24 protein-coding genes and 1 pseudogene are annotated in these 24,809 nt (G+C 70.9%); 5 read left to right on the top strand and 20 right to left on the bottom strand.

The genetic code is table 11. From position 1 onward, the window contains the following. Positions 1-61: 61 nt before the first annotated feature. The 7 genes and pseudogenes from AC3EQ1_RS17395 to AC3EQ1_RS17365 form a co-directional block, all read right to left on the bottom strand. The gene (locus AC3EQ1_RS17395; protein WP_432095219.1) at positions 62-1,399 is read right to left on the bottom strand and encodes a dicarboxylate/amino acid:cation symporter; all 1,338 of its coding nucleotides are present in this window, start codon (positions 1,397-1,399) and stop codon (positions 62-64) included. 431 nt (positions 1,400-1,830) lie between these two features. Next, positions 1,831-1,929 (bottom strand): annotated as a pseudogene (locus AC3EQ1_RS17390) (transposase); the annotation flags it as partial. Positions 1,930-2,324: 395 nt separating this feature from the next. Beyond that, positions 2,325-2,609 (bottom strand): DUF4229 domain-containing protein, encoded by a 285-nt coding sequence (locus tag AC3EQ1_RS17385; RefSeq protein WP_432095218.1) that lies wholly within the window; start codon positions 2,607-2,609, stop codon positions 2,325-2,327. Between the two features lie 158 nt (positions 2,610-2,767). Next, entirely contained in the window at positions 2,768-3,295 is a 528-nt protein-coding gene (locus AC3EQ1_RS17380) for a GNAT family N-acetyltransferase (RefSeq protein WP_432095217.1), read from the bottom strand. Positions 3,296-3,386: 91 nt separating this feature from the next. Beyond that, positions 3,387-4,550 carry an aminofutalosine synthase MqnE gene (gene mqnE / locus AC3EQ1_RS17375; protein ID WP_351507805.1) on the bottom strand — a complete coding sequence of 388 codons (1,164 nt, stop codon included), beginning with the start codon at positions 4,548-4,550 and terminating at the stop codon, positions 3,387-3,389. A 163-nt stretch (positions 4,551-4,713) separates the two neighbouring features. Beyond that, on the bottom strand, positions 4,714-5,166 hold the full coding sequence (locus tag AC3EQ1_RS17370) for an Lrp/AsnC family transcriptional regulator (RefSeq protein WP_351507913.1): 453 nt from the start codon (positions 5,164-5,166) through the stop codon (positions 4,714-4,716). Positions 5,167-5,382: 216 nt separating this feature from the next. After that, complete coding sequence (locus AC3EQ1_RS17365; RefSeq protein WP_432095216.1) at positions 5,383-6,090, bottom strand: UbiX family flavin prenyltransferase; 708 nt, start codon at positions 6,088-6,090, stop codon at positions 5,383-5,385. A gap of 148 nt (positions 6,091-6,238) precedes the next feature. Between AC3EQ1_RS17365 and AC3EQ1_RS17360 the strand changes: the two genes are divergently transcribed. Continuing rightward, a complete protein-coding gene (locus AC3EQ1_RS17360) occupies positions 6,239-6,844 on the top strand; it encodes a rhomboid family intramembrane serine protease (RefSeq protein ID WP_432095215.1) in 606 nt (201 codons plus the stop codon). 173 nt (positions 6,845-7,017) lie between these two features. On the opposite strand, the gene mqnP is transcribed toward AC3EQ1_RS17360, so the two are convergent. Together mqnP and AC3EQ1_RS17350 are read right to left on the bottom strand one after the other, a co-directional pair. After that, positions 7,018-7,932 carry a menaquinone biosynthesis prenyltransferase MqnP gene (gene mqnP / locus AC3EQ1_RS17355; RefSeq protein ID WP_432095214.1) on the bottom strand — a complete coding sequence of 305 codons (915 nt, stop codon included), beginning with the start codon at positions 7,930-7,932 and terminating at the stop codon, positions 7,018-7,020. Further along, positions 7,932-9,383, bottom strand: a complete 1,452-nt coding sequence (locus AC3EQ1_RS17350) for a menaquinone biosynthesis decarboxylase (protein WP_432095213.1) — start codon at positions 9,381-9,383, stop codon at positions 7,932-7,934. Before AC3EQ1_RS17350 ends, mqnP begins: the two co-directional genes overlap by 1 nt. Positions 9,384-9,472: 89 nt before the next feature. On the opposite strand from AC3EQ1_RS17350, the gene AC3EQ1_RS17345 reads away from it, so the two are divergent. After that, on the top strand, positions 9,473-9,838 hold the full coding sequence (locus AC3EQ1_RS17345; RefSeq protein ID WP_432095212.1) for a PLDc N-terminal domain-containing protein: 366 nt from the start codon (positions 9,473-9,475) through the stop codon (positions 9,836-9,838). Positions 9,839-9,942: 104 nt separating this feature from the next. On the opposite strand, the gene ccsB is transcribed toward AC3EQ1_RS17345, so the two are convergent. The 7 genes from ccsB to hemL form a co-directional block, all read right to left on the bottom strand. After that, positions 9,943-11,025 (bottom strand): c-type cytochrome biogenesis protein CcsB, encoded by a 1,083-nt coding sequence (ccsB, locus tag AC3EQ1_RS17340; RefSeq protein WP_432095211.1) that lies wholly within the window; start codon positions 11,023-11,025, stop codon positions 9,943-9,945. Next, positions 11,022-13,121, bottom strand: a complete 2,100-nt coding sequence (locus AC3EQ1_RS17335; RefSeq protein WP_432095210.1) for a cytochrome c biogenesis ResB family protein — start codon at positions 13,119-13,121, stop codon at positions 11,022-11,024. Before AC3EQ1_RS17335 ends, ccsB begins: the two co-directional genes overlap by 4 nt. A gap of 3 nt (positions 13,122-13,124) precedes the next feature. Continuing rightward, entirely contained in the window at positions 13,125-13,886 is a 762-nt protein-coding gene (locus AC3EQ1_RS17330; protein WP_351507916.1) for a cytochrome c biogenesis CcdA family protein, read from the bottom strand. A gap of 10 nt (positions 13,887-13,896) precedes the next feature. After that, entirely contained in the window at positions 13,897-14,514 is a 618-nt protein-coding gene (locus AC3EQ1_RS17325) for a TlpA family protein disulfide reductase (protein ID WP_432095209.1), read from the bottom strand. Between the two features lie 125 nt (positions 14,515-14,639). Continuing rightward, positions 14,640-15,872: a polysaccharide deacetylase family protein gene (locus AC3EQ1_RS17320; RefSeq protein WP_432095208.1), complete on the bottom strand. Its 1,233-nt coding sequence runs from the start codon at positions 15,870-15,872 to the stop codon at positions 14,640-14,642. 98 nt (positions 15,873-15,970) lie between these two features. Then, positions 15,971-16,699 carry a histidine phosphatase family protein gene (locus tag AC3EQ1_RS17315; protein ID WP_432095207.1) on the bottom strand — a complete coding sequence of 243 codons (729 nt, stop codon included), beginning with the start codon at positions 16,697-16,699 and terminating at the stop codon, positions 15,971-15,973. Continuing rightward, positions 16,696-18,012, bottom strand: coding sequence for a glutamate-1-semialdehyde 2,1-aminomutase (hemL, locus tag AC3EQ1_RS17310; RefSeq protein WP_432095206.1), 1,317 nt, complete (start codon positions 18,010-18,012; stop codon positions 16,696-16,698). The genes AC3EQ1_RS17315 and hemL overlap by 4 nt, the downstream gene beginning before the upstream one ends. Before the next feature lie 116 nt (positions 18,013-18,128). On the opposite strand from hemL, the gene AC3EQ1_RS17305 reads away from it, so the two are divergent. Then, entirely contained in the window at positions 18,129-18,683 is a 555-nt protein-coding gene (locus AC3EQ1_RS17305) for a hypothetical protein (RefSeq protein WP_351507826.1), read from the top strand. A gap of 240 nt (positions 18,684-18,923) precedes the next feature. On the opposite strand, the gene AC3EQ1_RS17300 is transcribed toward AC3EQ1_RS17305, so the two are convergent. Both AC3EQ1_RS17300 and AC3EQ1_RS17295 read right to left on the bottom strand, forming a co-directional pair. Then, positions 18,924-19,382, bottom strand: coding sequence for a hypothetical protein (locus tag AC3EQ1_RS17300; protein WP_432095205.1), 459 nt, complete (start codon positions 19,380-19,382; stop codon positions 18,924-18,926). An 859-nt stretch (positions 19,383-20,241) separates the two neighbouring features. Next, positions 20,242-21,021 (bottom strand): SDR family NAD(P)-dependent oxidoreductase, encoded by a 780-nt coding sequence (locus tag AC3EQ1_RS17295; RefSeq protein WP_432095204.1) that lies wholly within the window; start codon positions 21,019-21,021, stop codon positions 20,242-20,244. Between the two features lie 222 nt (positions 21,022-21,243). On the opposite strand from AC3EQ1_RS17295, the gene AC3EQ1_RS17290 reads away from it, so the two are divergent. Then, positions 21,244-21,579 carry a YnfA family protein gene (locus tag AC3EQ1_RS17290; RefSeq protein ID WP_432095203.1) on the top strand — a complete coding sequence of 112 codons (336 nt, stop codon included), beginning with the start codon at positions 21,244-21,246 and terminating at the stop codon, positions 21,577-21,579. Between the two features lie 111 nt (positions 21,580-21,690). Here AC3EQ1_RS17290 and AC3EQ1_RS17285 read toward each other — a convergent pair whose 3' ends face one another. Next, a complete protein-coding gene (locus AC3EQ1_RS17285) occupies positions 21,691-22,287 on the bottom strand; it encodes a hypothetical protein (RefSeq protein WP_432095202.1) in 597 nt (198 codons plus the stop codon). A gap of 337 nt (positions 22,288-22,624) precedes the next feature. Between AC3EQ1_RS17285 and AC3EQ1_RS17280 the strand changes: the two genes are divergently transcribed. Further along, complete coding sequence (locus tag AC3EQ1_RS17280; RefSeq protein ID WP_432095201.1) at positions 22,625-23,380, top strand: SDR family NAD(P)-dependent oxidoreductase; 756 nt, start codon at positions 22,625-22,627, stop codon at positions 23,378-23,380. A gap of 148 nt (positions 23,381-23,528) precedes the next feature. Here the strand turns inward: AC3EQ1_RS17280 and AC3EQ1_RS17275 are convergent, their stop codons facing one another. After that, positions 23,529-24,722, bottom strand: coding sequence for an RtcB family protein (locus AC3EQ1_RS17275; protein ID WP_432095200.1), 1,194 nt, complete (start codon positions 24,720-24,722; stop codon positions 23,529-23,531). Positions 24,723-24,809: the final 87 nt, after the last annotated feature.

Raw genomic sequence — 24,809 nt, 5'->3', positions numbered from 1 at the left:
GGGACGGAGCGGAGCCCCCGATCCGGGGGGAAATCGGGGGCTCCGCGGCTGGGTAGGGAGGTTACGCGGCGACCGGGGCCGGCTCCGCGTCCGCTTCCGCGCCGTGCGGGGCGTCCCCGCCGGCGGCGGCGTACGCGTCCCGGTCGAGGATCTTCTCGCGGGCGGCGACGAGGACCGGGATCAGCGCCTGGCCGGCGACGTTGGTGGCGGTGCGCATCATGTCCAGGACCGGGTCGATCGCCAGCAGCAGGCCGACGCCCTCCAGCGGGAGGCCCAGCGTGGACAGGGTGAGCGTGAGCATCACCGTGGCACCGGTCAGACCCGCCGTCGCGGCCGAGCCGACGACGGAGACGAAGGCGATGAGGAGGTAGTCGCCGACGCCCAGGTGCACACCGAAGATCTCCGCGATGAAGATCGCCGCGAGCGCCGGGTAGATCGCCGCGCAGCCGTCCATCTTCGTGGTGGCGCCGAACGGCACCGCGAAGGAGGCGTACTCCTTCGGCACGCCGAGGCGCTCGGTGACCTGCTGGGTGACCGGCATGGTGCCGACCGAGGAGCGGGAGACGAAGGCCAGCTGGATGGCGGGCCAGGCGCCCCGGAAGAACTGCAGCGGGTTGACCTTGGCGACCGTCGTCAGCAGCAGCGGGTAGACGCCGAACATCACCAGCGCGCAGCCGATGTAGACGTCGGCGGTGAAGGTCGCGTACTTGCCGATCAGGTTCCAGCCGTAGGTGGCGATGGCGTAGCCGATCAGGCCGAGGGTGCCGACCGGGGCGAGCCGGATGACCCACCAGAGGGCCTTCTGCAGCAGCTCCAGTACGGACCGGCTGAGGTCCAGGATCGGCTGGGCCTTCTCGCCGAGCTGGAGAGCCGCGACACCGGCGACGGCGGCCATGAAGACGATCTGCAGCACGTTGAGTTCGGTGAACGGCGTGATGACGTTCTCCGGGACGATGCCCGTCAGGAAGTCCAGCCAGGTGCCCGCCTCATCGGGCTTGGCGCCGTCCTTCGGGGTGAGGCCGGTGCCGGAGCCCGGGTCGGTGATCAGGCCGATGGCGAGCCCGATGGCGACCGCGATCAGCGAGGTGACCATGAACCACAGCAGGGTGCGGGTCGCCAGCCGGGCGGCGTTGTTGACGTTCCGCAGATTGGTGATGGACACCAGGATCGCGAAGAAGACGAGCGGCGCCACCGCCAGCTTCAGCAGCTGGACGAAGATCGAGCCGGTCTTGTCGAGGGTGGTGAGCAGCCAGCCGACGTCGCCGCTGCGGGCGATCCAGCCGAGCACGACGCCGAGGACGAGACCCAGCAGGATCTGCGCCCAGAACGGCACCTTCGGTATGAGGCTGCCGAGTCTCTTCTCGGCAGCCGGCTGCGGGGCGGGGGCTTCGGTGGACACGGGCACACTCCGGCAAGGAACAAACAGGGGGACACGGGGTGCGGCGGGCCGTGAGGTGACGGCAGCGCCGACGATGCTTGTCGCTCAGCTGCGGCAACAGGCCGCGGGCAGACAGCGGCAGAGATCGACGGGCAGGCGCGCCATGAGCGGATGCCCCATGGCCATGCGGTGCGCTGCTGCTGTCGTCATGCCCATCACGGTAACACTTGAACTTTGAGCTATTCAAAGATCTTCTTTGAGATGACGGGGCGGCGCGCACCACGGCGGAAAACGTGAACACCCCACCGTGGAGCGGTTGCTCCGCGATGGGGTGTGGCCGGACGGTGCCGGAGAGGGCCCGGTGCTGTGACGAGCGTTACCTGGGCTCTTGCAGAAGGCCCCCGCGTTCACGTCAGGGATGAATGCATCCCAAGGCTGCTCTGAGGTGCACGTCAGCGTGGGCGTTGTTGCTGCTCGATGTACTGGCGGATGATCGCCAACGGCGCTCCGCCGCACGATGCGGAGAGGTACGAGGGTGACCACAGGTGCCCCGTCGCATCACCCAGGCCAAGCACACCGCCGAGCGCGCCTGGCTTGCCGAGGTGTCGGCAGTCGTCCTGCAACAGTCCCTGCGGGACCTGGACGTTGCCTACAAGACTCTTCCCAGCTCTGCTCAACGTGCGGATTCCGGGACGGCCCCAAACCCCTGCACACCCGGGAGTGGACCTGCGGCCGGTGTGGGGCCGTGCATGAGCGTGACCACAACGCAGCGTCCAACGTCCTGACCGAAGGACGCCGTATCGTCGCCGCCGGGCGGGTGGAGACGTCAAACGCCTGTGGAGCGCCGGTAAGGCGGGCACCTGTGCCCGCACAGCGCGGTGAAGCAGGCCCCGGAAGGGTCAACCGACCCAGGCCGGAATCCCTGGACTTCAGGCCAGGGAGCACGTCAAGCGTCTTCCTGGGCCTGGTTGGCGGTCAGCCGCTCCTTGACCCGCTCCACGCGCGGCGCGACCTGCTCGGACATGCGGTCGCGCTGCTTGCGCAGGAGTATGAAGCTGAGCGGCGCCGACAGGATGAGGGCGAGCAGCAGCACCCAGATGATGTGGGAGTCGCCGATGCCGCTCGGCAGAACCTGCAGGCGGGTCAGGCCCCAGACGACGAGGAAGCAGCCGGCGAAGATGCCGAAGCGCATCGCGGTGTAGCGGAGAGTGGCGTGCTGCTTGCTGCTCACGGAGGGACCTTCTTCTCTGCGGTGGCGGTACGGGGCCGACTCCAGTGAAGCATGTCCGGATCCGGATCAAATGAGGGGGACCGCCCGGCCCTCGGGCAGGCGGCGCAGGGCCTGTGCCGGCGATTCGGCGGCAGTGGGCGGCGACTCTCCGGCGCAGGTCACCGGCGGAGCCGGAGCCAGAACGTCACGTCGTCGCGGAAGCCGCCGTCCGCGACCCGGATCCCGTCCGGCACGCGGCCGACCTCCCGGTAGCCGCAGGCACCGTAGAACTCCTCCAGGCCCAGGCCGCTCCGGCAGGTCAGCCGGATGCCGTGGATGCCGTCCAGTGCGCGGGCGGTGCGTCCGACGGCGGCCATCAGGGCCCGTCCATGGCCTCGACGCTGCTGAGACGGGTGGACCAGGACGGTATGGGCCCAGCACCAGTGGCGGGAGACCGCGGCGGTGTTGAGCGCGAGGAAGGCGGCCGCCACGACCGCGCCGCCCCCGTCGCGGCCGACGACGAGCCGGGTGCGACCCCGGGCCATGGACGCGAGATGGGTGAGCAGCTCGGGCCGTACGTCCTGGGGCGTCACCGGCGGAACGAAGCCGACGGCGCCCCCGGCGTTCGAGACCTCCGCCCACAGGGCACAGATGCCGTCGCGCAGACCGGGGGTGAGGGCGGGGTCCGGGTCGAACGTGAGCGGCATGGCCACGGAGCCTACGGCCTCCCGTGCGGACCGGGCCCCGCTCCCGGATCCGGTCGGAGCCGCCGGCCCGGTGCGGTGACCGCGGCGGGCCTCAGAGGCGCATCGGCTGCGGGGTCTCGCGGCGCTCCGGGTCCGGCCCCGGGTACTCGCGGATGACCTCGTACCGGGTGTTCCGCTCGACCGGGCGGAAGCCGGCGTCGCGGATCAGATCGAGCAGGTCGTCCCGGGTCAGCTTGTTCGGGGTGCCGTAGTTGTCGGCGTCGTGCGTGATCTTGTACTCGACGACCGAGCCGTCCATGTCGTCCGCGCCGTGCTGGAGGGCGAGCTGCGCGGTCTGCACGCCGTGCATCACCCAGAAGACCTTGACGTGCGGCACGTTGTCGAAGAGCAGCCGGGAGACCGCGAAGGTCTTGAGCGCCTCCGCCCCGGTGGCCATCGTGGTGCGGGCCTGGAGCCGGTTGCGGACCTTGCCGTCCTGCATGTCGACGAAGTCGTGCTGGTAGCGCAGCGGGATGAAGACCTGGAAACCGCCGGTCTCGTCCTGGAGTTCCCGCAGCCGCAGCACGTGGTCGACGCGGTGCCGGGGCTCCTCGATGTGCCCGTACAGCATGGTGGAAGGGGTCTTGAGCCCCTTCTCGTGCGCCAGGCGGTGGATGCGCGACCAGTCCTCCCAGTGGGTGCGGTGGTCGACGATGTGCTGCCGCACCTCCCAGTCGAAGATCTCGGCGCCGCCGCCGGTCAGCGACTCCAGCCCGGCGTCGATCAGTTCGTCGAGGATCTCGGAGGCCGTCAGCCCGGAGATCGTCTCGAAGTGGTGGATCTCGGTGGCGGTGAACGCCTTCAGCGAGACCTCGGGGAGGGCTTCCTTGAGGGCCTTCAGGGAGCGCGGGTAGTAGCGCCAGGGCAGCGTCGGGTGGAGACCGTTGACGATGTGCAGCTCGGTGAGGTTCTCGCCCTCCATCGCCTTGGCGAGGCGCACTGCTTCCTCGATGCGCATCGTGTACGCGTCCTTCTCGCCCGGCTTGCGCTGGAACGAGCAGTAGGCGCACGACGCGGTGCACACGTTCGTCATGTTGAGGTGACGGTTGACGTTGAAGTGGACCACGTCGCCGTTCTTGCGGGTCCGCACCTCGTGGGCGAGGCCGCCCAGCCAGGCGAGGTCGTCGGACTCGTAGAGGGCGATGCCGTCCTCACGGGTCAGTCGCTCCCCCGCGTGGACCTTCTCCTCCAGCTCACGCTTGAGCCCCGCGTCCATGCGGCCGCCTCCCATACGTCTTCCGATCGGGCTCACCCGAGCGTACGCCACCCCTCTGTCACCGGCCCGCACCACTCCCGGACCCCGCCGTTCCCGGCCCGCGCGGCGCCCGGGGCCGTGGACGGACGGCCCCGGACGGCTGCCCGGTCCCGGACAGCGGGGGTCACTCCTCGGGGAGTTCGCCGACCCGGTTCTCCCACTTGGTGGAGAGCACGATGGTGGTCCGGGTCCGGGAGACGCCCTTGGTGCCGGAGAGCCGGCGGATGGTCTTCTCCAGGCCGTCGACGTTGCCGACCCGCACCTTGAGCATGTAGGAGTCGTCGCCGGCGATGAACCAACAGTCCTCGATCTCCTCCAGGTCGCGCAGCCGGTACGCGACGTCCTCGTGGTCGGTGGCGTCGGTCAGCGAAATGCCGATCAGGGCGGTGACCCCGAGGCCCAGGGAGGCGGAGTCGACGGTCGCCCGGTAGCCGGTGATCACGCCGGCCGCCTCGAGACGGTTGATCCGGTCCGTGACGCTGGGCCCGGAGAGCCCGACGAGCCTCCCGAGCTCGGCGTACGAGGCCCTGCCGTTCTCCCGGAGGGCCTGGATGAGCTGCCTGTCCACCGCGTCCATGTAACTGGAGCCTTCCATTATTCAGTCATTTCAGGTTCAATATATAAAATTTAAGGCGCGGAACCCCACTCGCCTGTGAATCTTTCAGCCAATACCTGAAGACACGGTACGGGTGTCGTCCCGCCCGGGGCCGCACCGGGGCAGGGGTACAACGACCGCCGGGCCTCGCTTCCCCCGGCGCGGGAAGCGCCCATCCTCCCTCGTGGAGCGGAGCGACTACTCCGCCCGGGAGCCTCCGATTTCGCCCTGCCACCGGCGGTACAGCGTGTGCGGCACCCCGGCCGCGTCCAGGGCCCGGCCCGCGACGAAGTCCACCAGTTCCTGGATGTGGGTCGCCCCCGCGTAGAACGCCGGGGAGGCCGGCAGCACCACGGCCCCCGCCTCGTCCAGCGCCACCAACTGCTTCAGCGTCTGACCGCTCAGCGGTGTCTCGCGCACCGCGACCACCAGCTTCCGGCGCTCCTTGAGGGTCACGCTCGCGGTCCGCTGGAGCAGGTCCTTCGACAGCCCCAGCGCCACCCCGGCCACACAGGCCGTGCTCGCCGGGACGATCAGCATGCCCCGGGCGGGGTACGAGCCCGACGAGGGCCCGGCCGCCAGATCGCCCGCGGACCAGTACCGCACGTCGTCCAGGTCCGGCAGCGCCGCCGCGAAGAAGTCGGGGGTGCCGTCCGCGCCGCGCGCCAGCCAGGTACGGAGGTCCGCGCGCCAGTGGGCGTCGCGGAAGGAGATGCCCGTCTCGTCCAGCAGGGTGAGCCGGGAGGCCCGGCTGATCACCAGGTCCACGGGCTCGCCCGCGTGCAGCAGGGCACGCAGGACGGCGGCGGCGTAGGGCGTGCCGGAGGCGCCGGACACGCCGACGACCCACGGCCGGCGCGGGCCGGCGGCGGCGTCGTCGTTCGGTTGCTGCTGGGGCGGCTGCACGGCCCGAGCCTATCCGGAGGCCGCCACCGGGAACCCTGCCCGGGCAGGAACCGGGTGCCGCACCTCGGCCGTTGTCCGGGTGACGGCCCGGAGGACCGCGCCTCAGAAGGAGGCCGGCCCGGGGCGAGGGCACAGGAGGCGAGGTGCGATGTCGTACGGACCGGCGGCCGCACCGGCGGAGCGGAGCAGAGGCGACCGGATGAAGGCCGCGGCGGTGCTGATGCTCAGCTGGGTGGTGCTGCTGTGGCTGCTCGAAGCCGTCGACGTGGCGACGGGGCACGCCCTCGACCCGTACGGCATCACCCCGCGCGAACCGGCCGAACTCGCGGACATACCGCCCGCCGCCTTTCTCCACTTCGGCTTCGGACATGTCGCGGCGAACACCCTGCCGCTGCTGATCCTCGGATTCCTCGCGGCCCTCGCCGGCCTGCGCCGTTTCCTCGCGGTGGTCTGCGTGATCGTCCTGGTCGGGGGCCTCGGTGTCTGGTTCACCGCGCCGCCGGGTTCGCTGACCGCGGGTGCCTCGGTCGTCGTCTTCGGGCTCTTCGGGTATCTGCTGGTCCGCGGGTTCGTCGACCGCCGGCCGCTGGACATCCTGGTCGGCCTGCTGGTGGCGATGGTCTACGGCTCGATCCTGTGGGGCGTGCTGCCCAGCGCGGGCGCGGTGAGCTGGCAGGGGCACCTCTTCGGCCTGATCGGCGGGGTGCTGGCGGCCTTCCTGTTCCGCCGCGGGCGCCCCGAGGAGCCCGTCTGAAGCCGGGCGGCCGACGGCCCGTTGCTCCGGCGCTTCCCCTCCGAAAGCGCCCCGCCCCCGTCGCCGGTGGCGACGGGCTCCGGCACGTGCCGTCCAAACCGCTGTGCCCCGGGGCGCCGTCCCGGTTCCGACGGGCCCCGGCACACACCGTCGGCGACCGACGGGTCAGACCGTCAGGCCGTCAGGCCGCGCACCAGCAGATCGAGCAGGGAGCAGACGAACAGCGCGATGCCGATGAAGCCGTTGACGGTGAAGAAGGCCCGGTTGAGCCGGGACAGATCGCCGGGCCGGACGATGCTGTGCTCGTAGAGGAACGCCGTGACCACGATCAGCAGTCCCGCCCAGAAGAACACCCCCGCACCGGTGGCGAGGCCGTACCAGGCGAGCAACAGGACCGTCAGAACGTGGCACACCCGCGCCCCGTACAGCGCGCCCGCGACCCCGAACCGGGCCGGGACGGAGAGCACCCCGTGCGCCCGGTCCGCCTGGACGTCCTGGCAGGCGAAGATGAGGTCGAAGCCACCGATCCAGATGCCGACGGCGAGCCCGAGGAGCACCGCCTCCCAGGACCAGTCCGCGGTGACGGCCAGCCAGGCGCCGACCGGGCCCATGGCCTGCGCCAGGCCGAGGATGGCGTGCGGGTAGTGGGTGAACCGCTTGCCGTACGGATAGACCACCATCGGGATCACCGCGACCGGGGCCAGCGCCAGGCAGAGCGGGTTGAGCAGGGCCGCGGCCCCGAGGAAGACGACGACGGCGACGAGGGCGCCCGTCCAGGCGGACCGGACGGAGACGGCGCCGGTGACCAGCTCCCTGCTCGCGGTGCGCGGATTCCGGGCGTCGATCTCACGGTCGATGATCCGGTTGGCGGCCATGGCGAAGGTCCGCAGCCCCACCATCGCGACGGTGACCAGGAGCAGCTCCCACCAGTGGACCCGGCCGTCCTCCAGGAACATCGCGGTGAGCGCGGCGATGTAGGCGAAGGGCAGCGCGAAGACCGAGTGCTCGATCATCACGAGCCGGAGGAAGGCCTTCACCCGGCCCGTCGGTGCCGGGCCCGGCCCGACAACGCCCTCGGCGGCGGACATCACAGGCCGTACTCCTTCCAGCGGCGGTCGACCTTCGCCGCCGTCTCCGGGTCGGACTGCACCATCTCCGGCCAGCCGCCGTCGCGGGTGTAGCCCTCCTCGGGCAGCTTCCGGGTGGCGTCGATGCCCGCCTTGCCGCCCCAGAACTGCTGGTAGGAGGCGTGGTCGAGGTGGTCGACCGGGCCCTCGACGACGCTCAGGTCACGGGCGTAGTCGGTGTTGCCGAGGGCCCGCCAGGCGACCTCGTGCAGATCGTGCACATCGCAGTCGGCGTCGACCACGACGATCAGCTTGGTGAGCGACATCATGTGCGCGCCCCAGATGGCGTGCATGACCTTCTGCGCGTGCTTGGGGTAGCGCTTGTCGATCGAGACGATCGCGCAGTTGTGGAAGCCGCCCGCCTCGGGGAGGTGGTAGTCCACGATGTCCGGCACGATGACCTTGAGCAGCGGCAGGAAGAAGCGCTCGGTGGCCCGTCCCAGCGGCCCGTCCTCGGTGGGCGGCCGGCCGACGACGATCGACTGGAGGAGCGGCCGCCGACGCATCGTCACGCAGTCGATGGTGAGGGCCGGGAAGTCCTCCTGCGGGGTGTAGAAGCCGGTGTGGTCCCCGAACGGGCCCTCCGGCAGCATCTTCCCGGGCTCCAGCCAGCCCTCCAGGACGACCTCGGCGTTGGCCGGGACCTGGAGCGGCACGGTCTTGCAGTCGACCATCTCGACGCGCTTGCCCTGGACGAAACCGGCGAACAGGTACTCGTCGATGTCGGCGGGCAGCGGCGCGGTGGAGGCGTAGGTCACCGCGGGCGGGCAGCCGAAGGCGATGGCGACCGGCAGCCTCTCTCCGCGGCGGGCCGCCACCTGGTAGTGGTTGCGGCTGTCCTTGTGGATCTGCCAGTGCATGCCGATGGTCCGGCGGTCGTGGCGCTGGAGCCGGTAGAGCCCGAGGTTGCGGACCCCGGTCTCGGGGTCCTTGGTGTGCGTGAGGCCGAGGTTGAAGAACGACCCGCCGTCCTCCGGCCAGGTGAACAGGGCCGGGAGCCGGTCGAGGTCGACGTCGTCGCCGGTGAGGACGGTCTCCTGGACCGGGGCGTCCTTGACCTTCCGCGGCGGCACGTGCGCCATGCCGGCCAGCTTGCCGAAGGCCTCCCGCATCCCGACGAAGCCCTGCGGCAGCTCCGGCTTGAGCAGGCCGCCGATCTTCTCGCTGATCTCGTCGTAGGACGCCAGCCCGAGGGACTTGAGCAGCCGGCGGTCGGTCCCGAAGACGTTCATGGCCAGCGGCATCGCCGAGCCCTTGACGTTCTCGAAGAGGAGCGCGGGCCCGCCGGCCTTGTTCACCCGGTCGACGATCTCACCGACCTCCAGAAAGGGGTCCACCTCGGCCTTGATGCGCTTGAGGTCGCCGTCGCGCTCCAGCGCCCGCAGCAGGGAGCGAAGATCGTCGTAAGCCATACGCCCCAGTATCGGGCACCTACTACCCTGGTCACGTACCCGGGGCCTCGCCCGGCCCCACCGCCCGCCGTCAGGGGGACCGCACCACCATGCTCAGGTATCTGCCGTTTCTGCTGGTCCTGGCGATGTGGATCTACGCGTTCATCGACTGTCTGAACACCCCCGAGAACGAGGTCCGCAAGCTTCCCAAGGGTGCCTGGGTGCTGATCATCGTGCTCTTCGGCTATGTGCTGTTCGGTTCACTCGCGTGGTTCCTGGCCGGACGCCCCCGGCGCGCGGCGGCGGCGGGAGGCGCGGCCCGGTCGTTCGGCGGCCGTGGCGGGGGCCGCTGGGTCGCGCCGGACGACAACCCCGACTTCCTCAAGTCCCTGGACAAGGACCGCGAGGCGTCGCGGGACAAGGACCGCGAGCGGGAGCATGACGAGGACCACGGCCCGGACGAGAACCGGGGCTGAGGGGGTTCACGCCGTGCACCCCCGGCGGTGAACGGACAGAACGGCGGCGGCCGTCCCACCGAGTCTCCTCGGTGGGACGGCCGCCGTCGTCGTCGAACGAGCCGTCAGACCCCGGCGTAGGAGTGCTTGCCGGTGACGAAGATGTTCACGCCGTAGTAGTTGAAGAGGTAGCAGCCGAAGGCGATCAGGGCCAGGTAGGCGGCCTTGCGGCCCTTCCAGCCGGCGGTGGCGCGGGCGTGCAGGTAGCCGGCGTAGGCGACCCAGGTGATGAAGGACCAGACCTCCTTGGGGTCCCAGCCCCAGTAGCGGCCCCAGGCGGCCTCGGCCCAGATGGCGCCCGCGATGATCGTGAAGGTCCACAGCGGGAACACCGTGGCGTTGATGCGGTACGCGAACTTGTCGAGGCTGGCGGCGGAGGGCAGCCGCTCCAGGACCGAGACGGCGAAGGCGCCCGGCTGCTTGCCCGACGGGTCGGCGAGCCGGGCCTCGTGGCGGTCGCGGAAGAGGTACAGCAGGCTGCCGACCGCGCCGAGGTAGAGGGAGGCGCCGGAGATGATCGCGCAGGAGACGTGGATCCACAGCCAGTACGAGTGCAGGGCGGGAACCAACTGGTCGCTGTCGGTGTACAAGACGGAGACAGCGAGGCCCAGATCGAGGAGGACGCTCGTGACCAGAGGGAGTCCGATCCACCGCACGTTCTTCTTCAGCACGAGGAGGACGAGGTACACAGCCACGGCCACCATCGAGAAGGTGGTGGAGAACTCGTACATGTTGCCCCAGGGGGCGCGTTCCACCGAGAGCGCGCGGGTGAGCACGCCACCGAAGTGCATGAGGAAGGCGAGGACGGTCAGGGAGACGGCGATGCGGCCGTACAGATCGCCCTTCTCGGTGCCGCCGGCGGCACCGGGGCCGTCGGGCACGTCACGGGTGCCCGCGACGGACCGGGTGACGACCTTGGGGCGGTCGAGCACGGCCGTGCCGCCGGCCTGCCCGGAGGCCGTGACCGTGACCTCGGGGGCCGCGGGCGCGGTGAGCGCGGCAGCGGTGCGGCCCACCTTGCTGCGGCTGCCGAAGACCCACTCCGCCATATGTGCGATGAAGGCGAGGGTGTACACCGCCATCGCCGAATAGATCAGCACGTTGCTGATGTGGGCCAGGTTCTCGTTGGCCGCGGCCGCGAGGTTCACGCGCGTGCTCCTTCGCCTTCTCCGGGTTCCGCAGGGTCGGCTGGTGGGTCGGCCGGCGTTTCCGCCGCTGGTGTTTCAGCCGCTGGTGTTTCCGTCGCTGGTGGGTCGGCCGGTTCGGCGTCCCGTTCGGTGGCTGCGCTCTCTTCGGCTGCCGCGTCGGGGGCTGCCTCGGTGGCTGCCGGTTCGGTGGCTGCAGGTTCGGTGGCTGCGCTCTCCTCGGCTGCCTCCTCGGGGGCTGCCTCGGTGGCCGCCTCCGTGGCCGCCCCGGTGGCCGTCGGTTCCGTGGCCGACGGCTCGGCCGACTCGGCGGCTCCCGCCTCGGGGGCCCGGCCGGCCTGCTCGGGGGCCTGGTCCGTCGGCTCCGGGTCCCGGTCCGTCGGCTCGGGAGCGCGGTCCACCGGCGGCGCGTCCGGCCGGAGGGCCACGGCGAGATCGGCCAGCTCCTCCGGGAGCTTCGCCGATTCGCTGCGGCCGAGCCCGGCCATCTCGACGACCGTGCTGCCGTCGGCGTCGCGCACCGCCCGCACCCAGACGCGCCGGCGCTGGATGAAGAGCGAGGCCGCGAGACCGGCCAGCGCCGCCACCGCGCCGCCGAGGGCGAACCCGTTGGCGGGCCGGTGGGAGACCTGGAAGCTGGCCCAGGCCTTCACCCCGTCGAACTTCAGGGAGCCCGCGCCGTTCGGGAGCTTCATGGTCTCGCCCGGACGCAGCGCCTTGCGGAAGATGTCGCCGTTCTTGTCCTTGAACTGCTTCATCTTGCGCGTTTCGAGCTGGTACACGTTCTGCGGCAGCCCGGAGTCGATGCCGAGGCTGCCGTGGTAGGCGTTCAGCGACAGCACCGGGAAGTCCAGCGCCGGGAAGGAGGAGTGCGGGCCGCGGACCGCGTCCAGCGCATACGTCGGGGCGAACCGGCCCTGGAAGCCGAGCTGGTCCTTCTTGCCGTCCTTGTCCCGGTAGTCCGGGACCTTGATCACGCCGACGGAGCTGAGGTTGCCGTCCTGCGGGAGGAAGGCCACCGAGCCTTGGTAGGCGACGTCGCCCTGGCCGTCCCGGACGGTGACGACCGGCGCATAGCCGTGTTCGAGGAGGTAGACCTTGTTGCCCGCGACGTCGAGGGGCTTGTTCACCTCGATGGCGCTCCGCTTCGTCTTCCCGTCCGCGCCTTCCCAGTACGTGACGTCGGCGCGGTACTTACGGGGGGTGCCCTTCTGCGGGCCCTTCCGCTCGTAGGTCGCGTCGAAGGAGTGCAGGGAGAAGCCGAAGGGAGCGAGGCTGTCGGCGTCGAAGAGACTGCCGGACTTGAAGTCGTCGTACTGGGTGAGCGTGTTGGAGAAGCCGTCGCCCTCGACGATCAGCTTGCCGCCCTCCGACTTCCACAGCTGCCCGACCGCGAAGGCCACGAGCATCACGATCAGCGCGATGTGGAAGACGAGGTTCCCGGCCTCGCGCAGGTAGCCCTTCTCGGCGGCGACGGCGTCACCGACGGTGTGGGCGCGGAAGCGCCGGCGCCGGACCACGCGCTGCGCGGTGGCGAGCACCTGCCCGGGCTCGGCGTCCGTGCGCCAGGTCGTGTGGGCGGGCAGCCGGGTCAGCCGCTTCGGCGCGGCCGGCGGCAGGCCGCGGAGCTGGCCCACGAACTGCCAGCTGCGGGGGACGATGCAGCCGATGAGGGAGATGAACAGCAGGATGTAGACGGCCGAGAACCACACCGAGCTGTAGACGTGGAAGAGCCCCAGCTTCTCGTAGACGGGGGCGAGCGTCTCGTGCTGGTCCTTGAACGTCTGGACCTTGACCGGGTCGACGCTCGACTGCGGCACCAGCGAGCCGGGCACGGAGGCCAGCGACAGCAGGAAGAGCAGGATCAGCGCGGTGCGCATGGAGGTGAGCTGCCGCCAGAACCAGCGGCCCCAGCCCACGGCCTCCCGGCCCGACCAGGCGAGCCCGCCCAGCACCCCGGGCCGGCGCACCCCGCCGAAGGACCCGGGCATGGCCTGCCCGGGCTGCTCCTCGACCGGCGCCGTCGACAGCTGGGAGCCGGCTTCGCCCAGGCCGGTCTCCTCCGCGGCCTCGGCGGTGGCGTTGTCCGTGTGGGTCATGGATCAGATTCCCGGGGTGAAGTTGGAGGTCCAGACCTGCATGTCGGCGATCATCCGGTCCCAGACGCCGGTGACGAGCAGGACTCCGACGGTGACCAGCATCAGGCCGCCGGTCCGCATCACCCAGACGTAGTGCCGCTTGACCCAGCCGAACGCGCCGAGCGCCCGCCGGAAGGCGACCGCCGCCAGTATGAAGGGCAGGCCCAGACCCAGGCAGTACACGGTGGTGAGCAGCGCCCCGCGGCCGGCGCTCGCCTCGCGGAGGGCCAGGGTGTTGACCGCGGCCAGCGTCGGGCCGAGGCACGGGGTCCAGCCGAGGCCGAACAGCACGCCGAGCATCGGCGCGCCCACCAGCCCCACCGCGGGCTTGGTGTGGAAGCGCAGCTCGCGCTGGGTGAACCCGCCGAGCACACCGGTGAAGATCAGTCCCATGGCGATCGTCAGAGCGCCGAGGATCTTGGTGATCGTCTCCTTGTGCGCTTCCAGGGTCAGCCCGGCCTGGCCGAACAGGGCGCCGCCGGAGACGAAGACCGCGGTGAAGCCGAGGACGAACAGCGAGGCTCCGGCGACCATCCGGCCCCGTCTGGCCTCGGCCAGGTCGGTGCCGGTGACGCCGGTCACGTACGACAGGTAGCCCGGCACGAGCGGCAGCACGCACGGGGAGAAGAAGGAGACGAGCCCCCCGAGGAGGGCGATGGGCACCGCGAGCAGCAGAGCCCCCGTCATGACGGTGTCGTTCGGGTCGGTCGCGGCAGCGGCGAGCACGCTCACACGATCACTTCTCCGCGATGAGCGGGTCGAGCGCCTTGCGCAGCTCGTCCTCGCTCAGGGCCTTCAGGGCACGGGCCGCGACCTTGCCGTCCCGGTCGACGATGACCGTCGAGGGGATCGCCTTCGGGTTGAGACTCCCGGCCGGGAAGCGCAGCATCAGCTTCCCCACCGGGTCGTAGAGGCTCGGGTAGGGCACGCCGAATTCCTTCTGGAACTTCACGGCCGGCGGCTTGTTGGGGTCCCGGACGTTGATCCCGACGAACTCCACGCCGTCCGCCTTGGTGGCCTTGGCCACCTTCACCAGGTGCGGCATCTCGAGCCGGCACGGCGAGCACCAGGAGCCCCAGACGTTGATGACGAGGAGCTTGCCCTTGTAGTCGGCGAGGTTCAGCTTCTTGCCGTCGAGGGTGGTGCCGGAGATGTCGGGGAGCGGCTGCCGGTCGGCCTTCTTCGCCGTGTCGATGCCTCCGGTTCCGGCGACGAACTTCGTCCCGGCGGAGCCTCCGGACGTACCGCCGCCGAGGCAGGACGTCAGGGCGAGCGCGGCGGCCGCCGCGCCCACGGCCGGAAGGACGGTCCGGCGTAGGGGCGTGCGGCGTCGGGGCACACGGCGAGCACTCATGTGAAAAGTTTCGCATGGCGCTTCCGGGGAGAATTCGCACCCCCCTCAACCCACCCGAAACCCCCTGTCAGGGGCGGCATCGAATCGCCCGGACGGAGGACTCGACACAGGACCCGACGCAGGACTCAGACGGTCGAGAGGTACGACTTCCAGCCACCCGTCGGCTGTTCGCCGACGCCCAGTCGGCGCAGCTTCGCGAGCACCTTGGGGTCCTGGGCGTCCAGCCAGTCCACGTACTGCCGGAAGGACACCAGCCGCACGTCCTTCCGCTTCTCGTCGGCGATGTGCTTGATCGCCTCCTCGACGGCGTTCATGTAGATGCCGCCGTTCCACTCCTCGAAGTGGTTGCCGATGAAGAACGGCGCCCGGTTGCTCTCGTAGGCCCGCTGGAAGCCCTGGATCAGCGCCCCGCGGGCCTGCTTCTCCCAGCCCGGGTAGTTCGACGGATCGCTCTGGGTCGCGGCCTGCGACTGGTTGGCCATCATGTTGTAGTCCATCGACAGGACCTGGAAGCTGCGACCGGGGAAAGGTATCTGCTGGAGCGGAAGGTCCCATATGCCCAGCTTCTTGCTGGGCCAGACCTGAAGGCCGCCGGAGGAGCTGGCGTCGTACCGCCAGCCGAGCTCCCTGGCCGTCGGCAACAGCCGGTCCTGCCCCTTGAGGCACGGGGTCCGGCCGCCCACCAGCTCCTTCGTGTAGTCGAAGGGCAGCGGCTGGAGGTCCTTGAAGCCGGTGTTGGTCCGCCACTTGGTGACGAACGACACAGCCTGGTCGATCTCGGAGCGCCACTGGGCGGGGGTCCAGTTCTCCACCGAGCCCGTACCGCTGCAGAAGTGGCCGTTGAAGTGGGTCCCTATCTCGTGGCCCTCGAGCCAGGCCTTGCGCAGGTTCTCCAGGGTGACCCGGATGTGGTCGTCGGTCAGGTAGCCGATGGCGGAGGCGCCGACCGGGTTGTTCGGCGGGTGGTACAGCCGCTTCTTGGACTCGGGCAGCAGGTAGATGCCGGAGAGGAAGAAGGTCATGGCCGCGCCGTGGTCCCGGGCCACCTTGCGGAAGCGCGGGAAGAGACCGTTGCCGACCTCCCCCGCGCCGTCCCAGGAGAAGATCACGAACTGGGGCGGGGTCTGGCCCGGTTCGAGCCGCTCGGGCTTGGGCTGGTGGGGCTGCCGCCCGCTGTGCGCGGTCGAACCGTCCCCGATCGGCTTCTCCGCGGGCCGGTCGCTCCCGCCGCCCCCTCCGGAACCCGTTCCTCCGCGCCCCTTGCCGGAGCCCGTGTCCGGGCCGCAGCCCGCGGCTCCCGCAGCAGCCACTGCGCCCAGTCCCATGCCCAGCAGTCCCCGACGACTGATGTCGCGCATTGTGTCCCCATCCACGTACCGGTGTCCGTTCCTCGTACGAACGGACACCGGCTAAGAGGGAGGGGACGAGAGGCGGGTTCCGGAGAACGGCGCGTTTTCTACGCTCCGAATCCCTTGCCGCCCTTGACAGCACCCCGGCCGAAGCGCTTCTGGGCACCGGCGAGCAGGTGCGGCGGGACCAGGTCCCGGGCGGGTTCGCTGTAGCCGACCGAGACGAGCCGGTCGCCCTGGAAGGTGAACGAGGTCACGCTCGCCAGGGTGCACTGCCGGCGGCGCGGGTCGTGCCACAGCCGCCGCCGCTCGGCGAAGCTCCGGACGATCCAGATCGGGAGCTGGTGGCTGACCGCCACCGCCTCGTGCCCCCGCGCGGCGTCGCGCGCCGCACCGAGCGCCGACATCATCCGCACCACCTGGTCGATGTACGGCTCACCCCAGGACGGCCGGAACGGGTTGGTGAGGTGACGCCAGTTGGCCGGGCGCTTCAGGGCGCCGTCCCCCACCCCGAACGTCTTGCCCTCGAAGACGTTGCCCGCCTCGATCAGCCGCTCGTCCGTGGCGAGATCCAGCGCGTGCGCCTTGGCGACCGGCGTCGCCGTCTCCTGGGCCCGCTCCAGCGGGGAGGAGACGACGTACCGGATGTCCCGGTCGGCCAGGTGCTCGGCGACCCGGTCGGCCATCTGCCGGCCGAGCTCCGAGAGGTGGTAGCCCGGCCTGCGCCCGTAGAGAACACCGTCCGGGTTGTGCACCTCGCCGTGGCGCACCAGGTGCACGACGGTGGTGCTGCTCTGCCCCTCGGGGGCACTCGCGTTGGTCATGTCGTCCATCATGCGGAGGCCTCGGCGGCGGCCCGCGCCGCGGTCGGCAGTGCGGCCGCGATCCGCTCGACCGCCGCGCCGTCGTGGGCCGTGGAGACGAACCAGGACTCGAAGGCGGACGGCGGAAGGTAGACGCCCTGGGCGAGCATCGCGTGGAAGAACGCGGTGAAACGGTACGCCTGCTGGGCCTTGGCCTTGTCGTAGTCGGTGACGTCCTCGTCGGTGAAGAAGACGGAGAACATGTTCCCGGCGGTCTGCAGCCGGTGCGTCACCCCTTCCTTGGCCAGCGCCTCGGTGACCAGTCCGCGCAGCTCGGCGGAGACCGCGTCCACCCGCTCGTACGCCGCGTCGTCCAGCAGCCGCAGCTGGGCGAGGCCGGCGGCGGTGGCGACCGGGTTCCCGGAGAGGGTGCCCGCCTGGTAGACGGGGCCGAACGGGGCGAGGTGGGCCATGACGTCGGCGCGCCCGCCGAACGCCGCGGCCGGGAAGCCGCCGCCCATGACCTTGCCGAAGGTCATCAGGTCCGGCTCGACACCGTCGATCCCGTACCAGCCGGACTTCGACACCCGGAAGCCCGTCATGACCTCGTCGGAGATGTAGAGCGCGCCGCTCTCCGCGCACAGCGACTTCAGCCCGGCGTTGAAGCCCGGCAGCGGCGGCACGACGCCCATGTTGCCCGGCGACGCCTCGGTGATCACGCAGGCGATCTCCCCCGGGTAGCGGGCGAAGGCGTGCCGGACGGCGTCCAGGTCGTTGTAGGGGAGGACGATCGTGTCGCCGGCCTGGGCCCCGGTGACGCCCGGGGTGTCCGGCAGCCCGAACGTCGCCACCCCCGAGCCCGCCGCGGCCAGCAGCGCGTCCACGTGCCCGTGGTAGCAGCCCGCGAACTTGATCACCTTGGCGCGGCCGGTGAAGCCGCGGGCGAGCCGGATGGCCGACATCGTCGCCTCGGTGCCGGAGGACACCAGCCGCACCTGCTCGACCGGCGCGATCCGGTCGACGATCTCCTCGGCGAGCGCGACCTCGCCCTCACCCGGCGTACCGAAGGAGGTGCCGCGCGCGACGGCCGCCTGCACCGCCTCGATCACCTCGGGGTGGGAATGGCCGAGGATCATCGGTCCCCACGAGCACACCAGGTCGACATACTCGCGACCGTCGGCGTCGGTGAGGTACGGACCGGTACCGGACACCATGAAACGGGGCGTACCACCGACGGCGCGGAAGGCACGGACGGGAGAGTTCACGCCGCCGGGCGTCACGACGGCCGCACGGTCGAACAGCGTCTGCGAAACTGGGGCATCGTACGAGTAAGTCACGCAAGCCATGGTGTCAGAGCCCGGCGGGGATGCGTCGTCGGGCGTTTCGCCGCCGGACGGCGGGGGAGGTCTCTGACACGATGATCGGGTTGCGCGGCGATGGCCGTGAGTGGTCGGGTGGAGATATGCAGCGCGGTGGCGGACTGGGCGAGGGGACCGATGACCTGGGCCCCGAGCGCGCTCAGCGGGGGCGGCACCGGCGCGAGGGCGAAGCGCGGACTGGTGGGAGCAGGGGTGGCCGAGTGGGGGTGACCTACAAATACTTCGGTGCGCCGGACGGGGCGACCGCCGCCAGGGTCCCCATCTCCATGCGCCCGGAGGAGCTCGGTGGGGACGAGCTCGGCATGGGGGGCATGTTCACCAAGATAAAGCCGGAGACGATGGCGGCGATGGTGCTCACGGGCATCGAGGGCGTACCGCTGCACAAGGTCCCGCCGCTGGAGCTGGTGGTGCTGCACCCGGACTACGCGGTGGTCAAGCTGCCGATGACCGTCGTGGACCCGCTGCGCGGCGTGGGCGAGGAGTCCGTCGGCGCGGCGGCCTTCATCTGGTCCACGGTCCCGGACCGCGGCGGCCCGCGGGACGCGTTCAACGTCTACCAGCTGCTCCACGAGTGGCAGGACTTCTCGCACCGGCTGCACGAGGCGGGGCACCAGCCGTACTGCCTGGTGTGGCCCTGACGCACTGCGCGGTGGCGCCCTGACGTACGGCCCGGTGCGGCTCTGACGCACGGAACGGTCACGTCCTGCACCTACGGCCCGGTGCGGCTCGGAGCCACGGGCCAGCGGTCATCGCCGGGGCAGCACGGAACGGGTCCGGCTCCGGCGCGGGCACCGGCAGGGGCACCCCGCACGGCGGAGTGCCCCTCACTAATATCGCTGCCGGTGATATGTCGTCGTCCCGTTGGTCCGCGGACCGGATCACGGCTGGCCCTTCACCCGGCGGCGGATGACGATCGCGCTCCCTCCGGCCGCCAGGGCGACCAACGCCGCGCCGCCGACGAACTCCGGGTTGCCGAGCCCCTGACCGGTGCCGCCCTCACCGGCGCGGGAGCCCCCGGTGGGCCCGACGGTGAGCCAGTCGTAGAACTTCCGCCCGTCGCCGCAGCGGAGGATGACCTTGTTCTTGCCCTTGGCGTCCCGGAGGACCTTCGCCGTGCCGGCCAGCTGCCGGCCGCTGGGCTGCAGCCGGGTCGTCCCGAAGGCGGCCGAGTACGCCGTCGCCCCCCGGCGGCTGTCGCACTTCTTGTCGTCGGTGATCCGCACGGTCTGGCCCGGGCGGGCCCGGTGCGGATCCACACTGGCCATGGCGGCGGGGGCGGCCAGACCCACGAGCGCGGTGGCCGCGACCGTGGTGGCGAATACACGAGCTGGTCGCATGGACTCCTCCTGTGCCGGCCGTGGCTCCGGTGGCCACCCTCGGGATTTCCGGCACAGTCCGATGCAAAGCGAGGAGCGTTCGGCGCGCGACGCGAGCGCCACGCCGAAGTCACCCTGATGCCGGATCAGTTCCTGTGCGTCCGGGGGAGTTCTCGCAGCGCCTGCGGCGTGTCGCGGGAAATCCGCCTTCCCCCCTGATGATCGCGTCCGCACGGGTGAGCCGCTGCCGCCGCCCGGGAGGCGCCCCGGGCACCGCCCCGTCCGCGGGCCCCACCACGCCACGGGCAGCCGGCGGCACCCTGGAGCTCCCCACGGGCCGGGCGCGCCCCGAGGCGCTGGTGGTCTCCCTCACCGAGGCCGGGCGGGCGCCCCGCCACGACCGGTCGGGGTCGATCCCGTCCGGCCGCAGGAAGACGGTCCCGTCCCGGTCGGGGTCAGCGGTCAGCGGTGAGCGGTGAGCGGTGAGCGGTGAGCGGTGAGCGGTGAGACGGGACGTGCACGGGCTCGACCACCCGGACCGCCGCCCCGCCGATCCGCACTGTGCCCGATCACGGTCCTGGCCCGGTCGACGGGGCTCGGGCGAGCTGTCGGCCGGGCTCAGCGGACCGCAGACCCGGTCGGTCGAAGGGGCTGCGGAGACCAGCGGACGGACACCGGGTCGGTGCGGGCACGGCGAGGGGCCCGGAATCGGCGGAGCCCACCGCAAACGGCGGGAGGACTCGGCGGAGCCCAGGCGACAGCGGGAGGACTCGGCGGGACACATACCGCGGCGTGCCCGGTACGGGGCGCGGCCCAGGCCACAGCGGGGCCCGGAACACGGCCGGGCACCGCGGCCGGGCACCGCGGCCGCGCCCGGGGCTCAGTGGACGGAGAAGCCGCCGTCGACGCAGATCGACTGCCCGGTGACGTAGCCGGAGGCGCGGCTCGCCAGGAACACCGCGGCGCCCGCGAAGTCCTCGGCCAGGCCGTTGCGCCCGGCCAGGGTGCGCTCGGCCAGTGCCGCCACCCGCTCGGGGTCGGAGGACAGGCGGGTGTTGAGCGGCGTCATCACGAACCCCGGCACGAGCGTGTTGCAGGTGACGCCGTGCGGCGACCAGGCCTCGGCCTGGGAACGGGCCAGCGACTCCAGCGCCCCCTTGGAGACGCCGTAGGCGCCGCTGCGCACGAAGGCCCGGTGTGCCTGCTGGGAGCTGATGTGGATGATCCGCCCGAAGCCCCGCTCGGCCATGCCGGGGCCGAACCGCCGGCCCAGCAGGTGGGGCGCCTCCAGGTTCACCGCCATCGTGGCGTCCCACGTCGCGTCGTCGAGCTCGTCCATCGGCGGGCGCAGGTTGATTCCGGCGGAGTTGACGAGGATGTGCGGCTCCCCGTACACCGCTGCCGCCTTCTCCGCCGCCGCGCGCACACCGTCGCGGGTGCTCAGGTCGGCGCTGACCCAGGACGCCCGGCAGCCGTCGGCCGTCAGCTCGTCCGTGGTGGCGGTCAGTTCCGCCTCCCGGCGCGCCACGACCACCACGCTCGCCCCGGCGCGCGCCAACGCGCCGGTGATGGCGCGGCCGATGCCGGAACTGCCACCGGTCACCACGGCGACCAGCCCGTCCAGCGAGAAGAGTTCGGAGAGATACGACTGCGAGGTCATGCCCGAACCCTAGAACGGCGCGGCCCCAACGGCCTTGCCCGGAGAGCGGATTCCCATCCAGTGGACAGCACCGGTGGCCTCGGGCGACGCACCTTCCCGACCGGGGCGACCGACCGCCGACGGGCCCTCTGCGCTCCCGCCACCACTGCCGGCGGGGGTGATCCCCCGCCCGGCTCCAGCACCGCACCGGCATCCGGGGCCGTCCGCCCGTACGCTGCGCGCATGCTCGTGATCCGGTCGATCGGTCTCTTCGCCCTCGCCGCACTCTTCGAGATCGGCGGCGCCTGGCTCGTCTGGCAGGGAGTGCGCGAGCACCGCGGCTGGGCCTGGATCGGCGCGGGTGTCCTCGCGCTGGGCGTGTACGGCTTCGTCGCCACGCTCCAGCCGAACGCCGATTTCGGCCGCATCCTGGCGGCGTACGGCGGGGTCTTCGTCGCGGGTTCGCTGGCCTGGGGGATGGTCGCGGACGGCTACCGCCCGGACCGCTACGACGTGACGGGGGCGCTGATCTGTCTCGCCGGGGTCGCCGTCATCATGTACGCCCCGCGCGGCGGGTGAGCCTCCGGGCCGCCGCGGAAATGACAACGGCCCGCGCCGGGTCACGGCGCGGGCCGCCTCTGTCAGCCTCTTCCAGGGGTCAGAGGCTCCGGCATTGCCACGGGTGTGCGGCTACCGCCGGAAGACCTTGTTCTTCGCCTGCACGGACTCGTCGGAGCAGGAAGCCTTCTCCGCGGCGGTCATCTTGCGGGACTTGACGACCACGGCATTGTTCTTGCCGTCGGTACCGTTCGCCGCCGGACCGGTGACGGTGTCCGGAACGAACCAGTAGTAGTGGCCCCACTGCGGGTCGTCGTAGTGAGTCTGCCAGGTACCGGTCACCTTCTGCATCACCTGGGCCCGTGAGATCCATCCGACCTCGCCCGGCTTCACCGTCATGTTCAGGGAGCTGTTCTCGGCGTGCGTGTTCGTCCAGGTGTGGCTGTACGTCGCGGTCACGCTGAGGTCGATGATGCCCGCGATGTTGCCGCCCGCGGTGACGGAGACACCGGCGGAGTCGGTGGACCCCACGGTGTCGGTCCAGCCCATCGTCTGGCTGGCGTCCGACGAGGTGCAGTTGTAGAGCGCGTCGGAGACCTTGTGGAACTCGCCGAGGTACGCCTCACCGAGCTGGGGGTCGTTGAAGCTGCACTTCCCCTTGCCGGAGCTGCAATCGGCCATGAGCTGATCCCGCGTGGGTTCGTCGGCGGCCGATGCGGGGAGAGCCATGGCCCCCACCATGCCCAACGCCGATGCCGACAGCGCGAGCAGTCTCGCTCCACGCCTGATCGCTCGATTTATCGCCATGATCGTGCCTTTCGCCTTGCCTTTGGGGGCCAGTGACGCCAATGGGCTTGGAATCACTGCCTGTTGCGAATGAGACTGACGCAACACGTGATGTGGGCAACACCAAGAAATGGCAAAGTTGTAGTTGATGTTAAAACAGGTCATCCGACCAGAACGGGTAGAGAACAGGGAAAGAAGCGACAGGAGTTGACGTCACGCACACTTGCGGCGATCGATTTATGCTGCTCGGGATCGATGTCATCGCCGTGAGGAGCACCGCATGAGCACCCGTACCGCCGTCGTGACCGGGGCGAGCAGCGGGATCGGGGCGGCCACGGCCCGCCGGCTCGCGGCGGCCGGCTACCGGGTGGTCCTCACCGCCCGCCGCGAGGAACGCATCCGGTCGCTCGCCGCTGAACTCACCGCGGCCGGGCACAGCGCGCTCGCGTACCCCCTGGACGTCACCGACCGGGCCGCGGTCGACGCCTTCGCCGCGTCGCTGGACCGCTGCGACGTCCTCGTCAACAACGCCGGAGGGGCCATCGGCACCGAACCGGTGGCGTCCGCGGACCCGCAGGACTGGCGCACGATGTTCGAGGTCAACGTCCTCGGCGTGCTCAACGTCACCCAGGCCCTGCTCCCCGCCCTCACCGCCTCCGGCGACGGCACGGTCGTGGTGCTGTCCTCCACGGCGGGGCTGGCCACGTACGAGGGCGGGGGTGGCTACGTCGCCGCCAAGCACGGCGCCCACGTCATCGCCGAGACCCTGCGGCTGGAGCTGAACGGGCAGCCGGTGCGCATCATCGAGGTCGCCCCCGGCATGGTGAAGACCGACGAGTTCGCGCTCACCCGCTTCCGGGGCGACGAGGAGAGGGCGGAGGCCGTCTACGCGGGCGTGGCCGAGCCGCTGACGGCCGACGACGTCGCGGACACCATCGAGTGGGCGGTGACCCGGCCCCCGCACGTCAACATCGACCTGCTGGTCGTCCGGCCGCGCGCCCAGGCCTCCAACTACAAGGTGCACCGGGAGCGCTGACCCGGCCGGGACCGGGGCCTCAGTAGCGCGGACCGGCCGAGGACCGGGCAGCCTAGGACCCCGGACTCCGTACGAGTCCGGGGCCCGTCGGCCGTCCGGAGCGCCGAACGCCGGCCCTGTTCGGCCCGGTGAGGTCGACGCCCCCGCCTCAGCCCTTCACGCAGATGACCTGCTTCAGCTTCGCGACGACCTGCACCAGGTCCCGCTGCTGGTCGATGACCTGCTCGATCGGCTTGTACGCGCCGGGGATCTCGTCGACCACCCCCGCGTCCTTCCGGCACTCCACACCGCGCGTCTGCTCCTCCAGGTCCTGCGTGGAGAAGCGCCGCTTCGCGGCGTTCCGGCTCATCCGGCGGCCCGCGCCGTGCGACGCGGAGTTGAACGACGCCGCGTTCCCCAGGCCCCGCACGATGTACGAGCCGGTGCCCATGGACCCCGGGATGATGCCGTAGTCGCCGGAGCCCGCCCGGATGGCGCCCTTCCGGGTCACCAGCAGGTCCATGCCCTCGTACCGCTCCTCGGCCACGTAGTTGTGGTGGCAGGAGATGACCGGCTCGAAGGTCGGCTTCGCCTTCTTGAACTCCTTGCGGACGACGTCCTGGAAGAGCCCCATCATGATCGCCCGGTTGCGCTTGGCGTACTCCTGCGCCCAGAACAGGTCGTGCCGGTACGCCGCCATCTGCGGGGTGTCGGCGACGAAGACGGCGAGGTCGCGGTCGACCAGGCCCTGGTTGTGCGGCAGCTTCTGCGCCTGGCCGATGTGGTACTCCGCCAGCTCCTTGCCGATGTTGCGGGAGCCGGAGTGCAGCATCAGCCAGACGGAACCCTCCGAATCGAGGCAGAACTCCACGAAGTGGTTTCCCGACCCCAGGGTGCCCATCTGCTTGGTCGCCCGCTCCTGACGGAACTTGACCGCCTCCGCCACGCCGTCGAACCGGGACCAGAAGTCGTCCCAGCCCGCCGTGGGGAAGCCGTGCAGCCGGCCCGGGTCCACCGGGGCGTCGTGCATACCGCGGCCCACCGGGATCACCTGCTCGATCTTCGAGCGGAGCCGGGACAGGTCGCCGGGAAGATCGTTCGCGGTGAGGGAGGTCTTGACCGCGCTCATGCCGCAGCCGATGTCCACACCCACCGCGGCCGGGCAGACCGCGCCGTGCATCGCGATCACCGAGCCGACCGTGGCGCCCTTGCCGTAGTGCACGTCCGGCATCACGGCGAGGCCCTTGATCCACGGCAGCGTCGCGACGTTCCGCAGCTGCTGCATGGCGCCGTCCTCGACCGTCGACGGATCCGTCCACATCCGGATCGGCACCCGTGCACCCGGCACTTCGGTGTATGCCATGACTTCCCCATTCCCCCGAAAAGCTAAAAAACGCAAAAGCCGGACTTACCGTCCGATACCTGTCGGAGGGACGGCGAGCGCGGCAGT

It is taken from the genome of Streptomyces sp. bgisy100, from assembly GCF_057709105.1.
Note: the sequence above shows the minus strand (reverse complement) of the source record. Positions and strands in the feature narration are given on the sequence as shown.

Coding starts and splice junctions, on each gene's coding strand:
- AC3EQ1_RS17285 (WP_432095202.1), bottom strand. CDS start 22,287: ATGGCTCTCCCCGCATCGGCCGCCGACGAACCCACGCGGGATCAGCTC.
- AC3EQ1_RS17380 (WP_432095217.1), bottom strand. CDS start 3,295: ATGCCGCTCACGTTCGACCCGGACCCCGCCCTCACCCCCGGTCTGCGC.
- mqnP (WP_432095214.1), bottom strand. CDS start 7,932: ATGTCCGCCGCCGAGGGCGTTGTCGGGCCGGGCCCGGCACCGACGGGC.
- AC3EQ1_RS17305 (WP_351507826.1), top strand. CDS start 18,129: ATGCAGCGCGGTGGCGGACTGGGCGAGGGGACCGATGACCTGGGCCCC.
- AC3EQ1_RS17370 (WP_351507913.1), bottom strand. CDS start 5,166: ATGGACGCGGTGGACAGGCAGCTCATCCAGGCCCTCCGGGAGAACGGC.
- AC3EQ1_RS17325 (WP_432095209.1), bottom strand. CDS start 14,514: ATGAGTGCTCGCCGTGTGCCCCGACGCCGCACGCCCCTACGCCGGACC.
- AC3EQ1_RS17300 (WP_432095205.1), bottom strand. CDS start 19,382: ATGCGACCAGCTCGTGTATTCGCCACCACGGTCGCGGCCACCGCGCTC.
- AC3EQ1_RS17345 (WP_432095212.1), top strand. CDS start 9,473: ATGCTCAGGTATCTGCCGTTTCTGCTGGTCCTGGCGATGTGGATCTAC.
- mqnE (WP_351507805.1), bottom strand. CDS start 4,550: ATGGACGCGGGGCTCAAGCGTGAGCTGGAGGAGAAGGTCCACGCGGGG.
- AC3EQ1_RS17295 (WP_432095204.1), bottom strand. CDS start 21,021: ATGACCTCGCAGTCGTATCTCTCCGAACTCTTCTCGCTGGACGGGCTG.
- hemL (WP_432095206.1), bottom strand. CDS start 18,012: ATGGCTTGCGTGACTTACTCGTACGATGCCCCAGTTTCGCAGACGCTG.
- AC3EQ1_RS17320 (WP_432095208.1), bottom strand. CDS start 15,872: ATGCGCGACATCAGTCGTCGGGGACTGCTGGGCATGGGACTGGGCGCA.
- AC3EQ1_RS17275 (WP_432095200.1), bottom strand. CDS start 24,722: ATGGCATACACCGAAGTGCCGGGTGCACGGGTGCCGATCCGGATGTGG.
- AC3EQ1_RS17350 (WP_432095213.1), bottom strand. CDS start 9,383: ATGGCTTACGACGATCTTCGCTCCCTGCTGCGGGCGCTGGAGCGCGAC.
- AC3EQ1_RS17280 (WP_432095201.1), top strand. CDS start 22,625: ATGAGCACCCGTACCGCCGTCGTGACCGGGGCGAGCAGCGGGATCGGG.
- AC3EQ1_RS17290 (WP_432095203.1), top strand. CDS start 21,244: ATGCTCGTGATCCGGTCGATCGGTCTCTTCGCCCTCGCCGCACTCTTC.
- AC3EQ1_RS17335 (WP_432095210.1), bottom strand. CDS start 13,121: ATGACCCACACGGACAACGCCACCGCCGAGGCCGCGGAGGAGACCGGC.
- AC3EQ1_RS17315 (WP_432095207.1), bottom strand. CDS start 16,699: ATGATGGACGACATGACCAACGCGAGTGCCCCCGAGGGGCAGAGCAGC.
- AC3EQ1_RS17360 (WP_432095215.1), top strand. CDS start 6,239: ATGTCGTACGGACCGGCGGCCGCACCGGCGGAGCGGAGCAGAGGCGAC.